The following is a 6,583-nucleotide window of genomic DNA, read 5'->3' as shown; positions in this document are numbered from 1 at the left end:
CATCTCCACGACCAAGCGAATGGCTTCAGCCTTTTCTTCAGCGGTAACGACCCGAAATCCCATGATGCTTCCTTAGGTTGAAACTCCTACAGAGTGGTCCAGGAACATTGAGCCACAACAGCTTGCCAGCGAAGGCGATCTTCAGCCAGGTGCAAGCCACGCGGGCCCCTTCGCCGGCAAGCCGGCTCCTACACAGAGAACCAACTCGATACGACTCCCGTAGGAGCTGGCTTGCCAGCGAAAGCGATCTTCAGCCAGGTGCAAGCCACGCAGGCCCCTTCGCCGGCAAGCCGGCTCCTACACAGAGAACCAACTCGATACGACTCCCGTAGGAGCTGGCTTGCCAGCGAAAGCGATCTTCAGCCAGGTGCAAGGCTTGCGGGCCCCTTCGCCGGCAAGCCGGCTCCTACAGGGGGTCAGAGGCCTTTGAGATCGCGCTCTTCGATCGGCCGACTCTGACGCAAACGCTTGCCGCCCAGCACCACCCAGTCAATCAGCCGGAACAGGCACTCAATCCCGAACGACAGCAGCAAGGCACCGCTCATGCCCCAGATCATCGCTTCCGGGGTCAGCAAGATCTGGTAGCTGTAGCCGTCCCAGGTTTCCTTGCGAATATCCGGATCAGCCGCCAGGACCACTTGCAGCATGCGTATGTACCAAGGCCCCTGCATCGCCTGGTATTGCTTGTCCAGGGCCAGCTGGCGACTGAGCAAGCCGCTCAGGCTCTCGGCATCGCTGCGAAACACCGGGTCATCGCTGGCCCGGTAATGGGCCACCAGGGCGTTCAGGTCACCCTTGAAGAACTGCTGCGCGGTGCCTTGAAAACCCTGCAGGCTGTTCTGCGACTCGATCATATGGGCTTCGACGCGCTTAGCGTAATCGCTGATGAAACCCGGCACTTGCACACCGACCAACAGACCGGCGGCGAACAGCACCAGCCGCAGATAACTGAGCAACATAGGGACGTCCTTATTCGGTCTGGCCATGACTGACGCATTCGCCGCGCCGCCACAGGCTCCACTGGCCCGGCTGATAGCGGGTCCAGGTTTCGTTTTCGGTCAAGGGTTCGGTGGCGATCACCGTCACCACATCGTTGGGCGTGGTTTCTGCCTGGAAGTCGACAATCACATCGACATCCTTCAGCCGGGCCGGCCCGAACGGCGCACGCCGGGTGATCTGTGCCAATTTGGTCGAGCAGTAGCAGAACAGCCAGTCACCATCGCTGAGCAGGCCATTGAACACGCCTTTGCTGCGGTATTCGTTGCAGGCCTGGATCAGCGTCGGCAGCAACTGCTCGATCTCCACCGGCTCGGGAAAGGCCTGGCGAACCCGGTTGAGCAGGTCGCAGAACGCCGCTTCGCTGTCGGTATCACCCACCGGGCGATAGAAGCTGGCTGCGGGCTGGAAGTCCGCCAACTGGCCGTTATGGGCAAAGCACCAGTTGCGACCCCAGAGTTCACGGACAAAGGGATGGGTGTTGGCCAGGCAGACCTTGCCGACGTTGGCCTGGCGGATATGGCCGATCACCACTTCGCTCTTGATCGGGTAACGCTGTACCAGATTGGCCACTTCCGATTCGCTGCTGGCCGCCGGGTCCTGGAACAGGCGCAGGCCACGGCCTTCGTAGAAAGCGATGCCCCAACCGTCGCGATGGGGGCCGGTACGGCCGCCCCGCTGCATCAGCCCGGTAAAGCTGAAAACGATATCGGTCGGTACATTGGCGCTCATGCCCAATAACTCACACATGCTCGGACTCTCGCTTCAATGCCGGGGGGGCAGCGTTACAAACGCGGTTCGACCCGCGTATTCAGGGGGCTGCCCGCAGCAGGCGGACGACCATAACGATCATTGCCGGCACCGCCAAAGGGCTGGTCGTCTTCCACTTCGGCGGCCTTGGCGGCGGCTTTGGCCGCTTCGGTGCGCTGTCGGCGCTCCTTGGCTGCACGCTCGATAGGCCAGCGGACCAGCACAAACAGCAGGTACAGGCCAAAGGCAATCATGCCGTACATGAACAGGTCGGACACCGCACGCCAGGCGTTGTTGCCCACCTTGAAGGCGATATCCAGCGCGGTGATGGCCACGGCCGGGGCATACTTATCCTTGACCGAGTCGATGATGGTGGGGCTGAACAGCAGCACTGCCATCAGTACACGCAGCGGCTCACGCAGCCAACGCCACATCCAGCGGGTCAGGCGCATCCACACCAGCAGGCAGCCCAAGGCGGCGAATGCGTAGAGGCCCCAGGCAATCAGATAGTCGTTCTCGGTCATGGTGTCCATGGCAAGGCAGGCAAAGAGGCGCTTATGATAACGACTTTTCCTCTGTCAGGCTGCACCGCCGTCTGCCAAGCCCTCATTTGTCATCGTTCGAGAGCCCCCCATGCCCTTACCCGCCAACGACACCGGTGCCCCGATTGCCCACAAGGCCAAAGGCGCTGACCCGTATGCCTGGCTGCAGGAACGCGACACCGAAGCGGTGCTCGACTACCTGAACGCTGAAAACAGCTACCAGGAAGCCCGACTGGCCCACCAGGCGCCGCTGCGCGAGACACTGTTCCAGGAGATCAAGGGGCGGATTCTCGAGACCGACCTGTCCCTGCCCTCGCCCTGGGGGCCCTACCTGTACTACACCCGCACCACCGCCGGTGACGAATACGCCCGGCATTACCGCTGCCCGCGCCCGGCAGACGACAGCCTGACGGTCGACGAGAACCACGAACAACTGCTGCTGGACCCCAACGCCCTGGCCAACGGTGGTTTCTTCTCCCTCGGCGCCTTCAGCATCAGCCCCGACCACCAGCGCCTGGCCTACAGCCTCGACACCACGGGCGAGGAGATCTACACCCTGTTCGTCAAGGAGTTGAGCAACGACAAGGTCAGCGAACTGTCGTTCGCCAATTGCGATGGCAGCATGACCTGGGCCAACGACAGCCTGACCCTGTTCTTCGGCGAACTGGACGACACTCACCGTCCGCACAAGCTGTTCCGCTACCGCCTGGACGGTACCGCCGCGCAAGAAGTGTTCCACGAGCCGGACGGGCGTTTCTTCCTGCACTGCTACCGTTCGAGCTCCGAGCACCAGTTGCTGCTGTCCCTGGGCAGCAAGACCACCGGTGAAACCTGGGCCCTGGACGCTGCGCAGCCGCACCTGCCATTCACTTGCATGGCGCCACGGATCGAAGACCATGAGTACGATGTCGACCACGGCCAGCTCGACGGCCAGTGGACCTGGTTCATCCGCAGCAACCGTGACGGCATCAACTTTGCCCTGTATCAGGCCGTGGACAACGGCACGGTCCCCGAGGAAAGCGACTGGCAACTGCTGGTTGCCCACAACCCCGAGGTGATGCTCGACGGCGTGACCCTCAACGCCAGCGCCATGACCCTGAGCCTGCGTGAAGGCGGCCTGCCGATCATCGAAGTGCATCCGCAAGGCTTGCCTGTCTACCGCGTGCAACTGCCGGACGCGGCCTACAGCCTGCATGTGCAGAACAGCCTGGAGTTTTCCAGCGAACATATCCGCCTGCGCTACGAGGCACTGAACCGCCCGGCCCAGATACGCCAGTTGCACTTGGCCGACGGTCAGCAGCAGGTGCTCAAGGAAACCCCGGTGCTGGGCCCCTTCGACCCCGACGCCTATGTCAGCCAGCGCCTCTGGGCCACCGCCGCCGACGGCACCCAGGTGCCGATCAGCCTAGTGCTCAAGCGTGAATGCCTGGGCCAGCCGACACCGCTGTACCTGTATGGCTACGGTGCTTATGGCGAAAGCCTCGACCCGTGGTTCTCCCACGCGCGCCTGAGCCTGCTGGATCGCGGCGTAGCCTTTGCCATCGCCCACGTACGCGGCGGCGGCGAGTTGGGTGAAGCCTGGTACCGCGCCGGCAAGCAGGAACACAAGCAGAACACCTTCAACGACTTCATTGCCTGTGCCGAACACCTGATTGCCCAGGGCCTGACCACCTCCGGGCAACTGGCGATCAGCGGCGGCAGCGCCGGCGGCCTGTTGATCGGCGCGGTGCTCAATCAGCGCCCCGAACTGTTCCAGGTGGCCGTCGCCGAAGTACCGTTTGTCGACGTGCTCAACACCATGCTCGACCCGGAGCTGCCGTTGACCGTCACCGAGTACGACGAATGGGGCAATCCCGAAGAGCCAGAGGTCTATGAGCGGATCAAGGCCTACGCGCCTTATGAGAATGTCCGCGCCCAGGCCTACCCGGCGACCCTGGTGATCGCCGGCTACAACGACAGTCGCGTGCAGTATTGGGAAGCGGCCAAATGGGTCGCCAAGCTGCGGGCCAGCAAGACCGACGACAACCCGCTGCTGCTCAAGACCGAACTGGGGGCCGGCCATGGCGGCATGAGCGGGCGCTACCAGGGATTGCGTGACGTAGCCCTCGAATATGCCTTTATCCTGAACATTCTGGGCCAGGGCTGAGGAACTCCCGGCGGCGCTCCTGTCTTAACTCTGGACCGCCGCCGGCAATTGCCGGACCGGGCTTGCGCCCGTGCAACAGACACAAGAAAAAGACCGTGATCCCATGACCGAACCCACCTTACTGAACAACGAGATCCGCGACTGGCTGATGGACTGCGGGCTGTTCGACCCACTGCTGCCCGCCGACTTCAACGCCGCCGCCGGCTACTTCAGCATCAGCAGCATCGCCCAGGGCGAGGCGATCTTTCACGAGGGCGATGCCGGCAGCTTCATGTGCATCATCCACAGCGGCCAAGTGGCCGTGCAGAAGAGCAACCACGACGGCCAGCCCTTGACCATCGCCACCCTGCGCAGCGGCCGGGCCTTTGGCGAGATGGCGGTACTCGATGGCGAGCGGCGCTCAGCCACGTGCGTGGCCGCCACTGATTGCCAGTTACTCAACCTGGGCAAAGACTCCCTGGAGAAGATGCTCAACGACGCACCGAAGATCGCCGCCAAGGTCATCCGCGCCCTTGCCGTATCGCTGTCCAAGCGCCTGCGCATGGCCGACGGCCAGTTGCACGCGCAGCAAATCTAGGCTCCCTGCACCTTGGGTTTGTTGTCGTTCTGCTCCAACCCCGGCAGGGTCTGGTCCTTGGGCGGCTTGGGCATGTCGATCGGCGGCAGCAACGGCGCGCTGCCACTGCTGCCGGCTTTCGGCGTGCTGGGCGGGGTCACCTGCGGATAAGGCGTGGGAGTGGCGGTACCCGGGGTGCCAAGGGTCGGCGTCGGGGTGACCACCGGAGTACTTTGCGTATCGTCGGCCCAGGCCGGACCCGCGCCCATCGCAACTGCCGCTGTCAGTGCGAGCGCCGCTCGGGCAATCACCGTTAGAATAGTGCGCTTCATCAATGGCTCCATTGCTATTGTCTGGCGTCAGGCTACTCCCAACCGGGCCGTTTTGCCTTCCTCAATGAGATCCTCATGAAACGTTTCGTACTGCTGGACACCACTGCAATTCCCGACAACGGCGGTGCCTTGTGCCTGTTCGAATACGGTGAAGATTTCGTCATCAAGATCCAGGGCGGCGACGGCGGCCAACTGATGAACACCCGCATGCACGGCTCCGAGGACGCCCTGGCGCAGATCCCTTGCAGCAAGGTTGCCGGACGGCCGAACTCGCGGGTGCTGATCGGCGGCCTGGGCATGGGTTTCACCCTGGCCGCGGCCCTCAAGCACCTGGGCAAGAGCGCCGAGGTGGTGGTCGCCGAACTGGTGCCCGGGGTAGTGGAATGGAACCGTGGGCCGCTCGGGGAAAAATCCGGCCGGCCGCTGCTGGACCCGCGCACGGTGATTCGCCTGGAGGATGTGGCCAAGGTCCTGCAGGCCGAGCCCCAGGGTTTTGACGCGATCATGCTGGACGTCGACAACGGCCCTGAAGGCCTGACCCAAAAGGCCAATAGCTGGCTCTATTCCGCGGGCGGCCTGGCCGCCTGCGCCCGTGCCCTGCGCCCCAAGGGGATACTCGCGGTGTGGTCCGCCAGCGCCGACCGACAGTTCTCCGAACGCTTGCGCAAGGCTGGCTTCAAGGCCGAGGAAGTGCAGGTGTTTGCCCATGGCAACAAGGGCACCCGGCACACCATCTGGATTGCCGAGAAGCTCAAGGCCTGAGCTAAACTTTGTCCATTACCGTCATTAGTCTTTCTACAAAGGTGAACCCATGAGTTCGACCAACACCTCCAAGCTCGACCGCATCCTCGCCGACGCCCAGCGCGACCGGGAAATGGGCTACCGCGACAAGGCGCTGAAGATGTACCCCCACGTCTGTGGCCGTTGCGCCCGCGAGTTTTCCGGTAAGCGCCTCAGCGAACTGACCGTGCACCACCGCGACCACAACCACGACAACAACCCCCAGGACGGCTCCAACTGGGAGCTGCTGTGCCTGTACTGCCACGACAACGAGCACTCGCGCTACACCGACCAGCAATACTTCGGCGAAGGCTCCCTGAGCACGCCGAAAGTCGCCAAGGCGACCCACAACCCCTTCGCCGCCCTGGCCGGGTTGATGAAGAAAGACGACGAGTGATGCCTTGGTCGGTACGCCGGCGCCTACCCCCAATGTGTAGGCGCCGGCGTGCCGGCGAACCTCCGGACACCCCGCCCGCCACAC

General features: G+C 63.2%; 8 protein-coding genes. 4 read left to right on the top strand and 4 right to left on the bottom strand.

What is annotated here, in order from left to right:
• Positions 1-416 precede the first annotated feature (416 nt).
• Genes GV818_RS33455 through GV818_RS33445 form a run of 3 tightly spaced genes read right to left on the bottom strand, consistent with a single transcriptional unit; the run spans position 417 to position 2,279 of the window.
• Positions 417-959, bottom strand: a complete 543-nt coding sequence (locus GV818_RS33455; RefSeq protein ID WP_161757576.1) for a DUF2937 family protein — start codon at positions 957-959, stop codon at positions 417-419.
• 10 nt (positions 960-969) lie between these two features.
• Entirely contained in the window at positions 970-1,746 is a 777-nt protein-coding gene (locus tag GV818_RS33450) for a class II glutamine amidotransferase (protein WP_161757577.1), read from the bottom strand.
• 35 nt (positions 1,747-1,781) lie between these two features.
• A complete protein-coding gene (locus GV818_RS33445) occupies positions 1,782-2,279 on the bottom strand; it encodes an MFS transporter (RefSeq protein ID WP_161757578.1) in 498 nt (165 codons plus the stop codon).
• A 100-nt stretch (positions 2,280-2,379) separates the two neighbouring features.
• Here GV818_RS33445 and GV818_RS33440 point away from each other — a divergent pair, with 100 nt between their 5' ends.
• Both GV818_RS33440 and GV818_RS33435 read left to right on the top strand, forming a co-directional pair.
• Positions 2,380-4,434 (top strand): S9 family peptidase, encoded by a 2,055-nt coding sequence (locus GV818_RS33440; protein ID WP_161778717.1) that lies wholly within the window; start codon positions 2,380-2,382, stop codon positions 4,432-4,434.
• Positions 4,435-4,537: 103 nt separating this feature from the next.
• Complete coding sequence (locus GV818_RS33435; protein WP_161757580.1) at positions 4,538-5,011, top strand: cyclic nucleotide-binding domain-containing protein; 474 nt, start codon at positions 4,538-4,540, stop codon at positions 5,009-5,011.
• Here the strand turns inward: GV818_RS33435 and GV818_RS33430 are convergent.
• On the bottom strand, positions 5,008-5,322 hold the full coding sequence (locus GV818_RS33430; RefSeq protein ID WP_161757581.1) for a hypothetical protein: 315 nt from the start codon (positions 5,320-5,322) through the stop codon (positions 5,008-5,010). The two genes, GV818_RS33435 and GV818_RS33430, sit on opposite strands and share 4 nt — an antisense overlap.
• Positions 5,323-5,397: 75 nt before the next feature.
• On the opposite strand from GV818_RS33430, the gene GV818_RS33425 reads away from it, so the two are divergent.
• Both GV818_RS33425 and GV818_RS33420 read left to right on the top strand, forming a co-directional pair.
• On the top strand, positions 5,398-6,084 hold the full coding sequence (locus GV818_RS33425; RefSeq protein ID WP_161778716.1) for a spermidine synthase: 687 nt from the start codon (positions 5,398-5,400) through the stop codon (positions 6,082-6,084).
• A 49-nt stretch (positions 6,085-6,133) separates the two neighbouring features.
• On the top strand, positions 6,134-6,499 hold the full coding sequence (locus tag GV818_RS33420) for a YajD family HNH nuclease (RefSeq protein WP_007926907.1): 366 nt from the start codon (positions 6,134-6,136) through the stop codon (positions 6,497-6,499).
• Positions 6,500-6,583: the final 84 nt, after the last annotated feature.

Origin of the sequence: Pseudomonas sp. Fl4BN1 (genome assembly GCF_009908285.1) — a bacterium.
Lineage (GTDB): Bacteria > Pseudomonadota > Gammaproteobacteria > Pseudomonadales > Pseudomonadaceae > Aquipseudomonas.
Note: the sequence above shows the minus strand (reverse complement) of the source record. Positions and strands in the feature narration are given on the sequence as shown.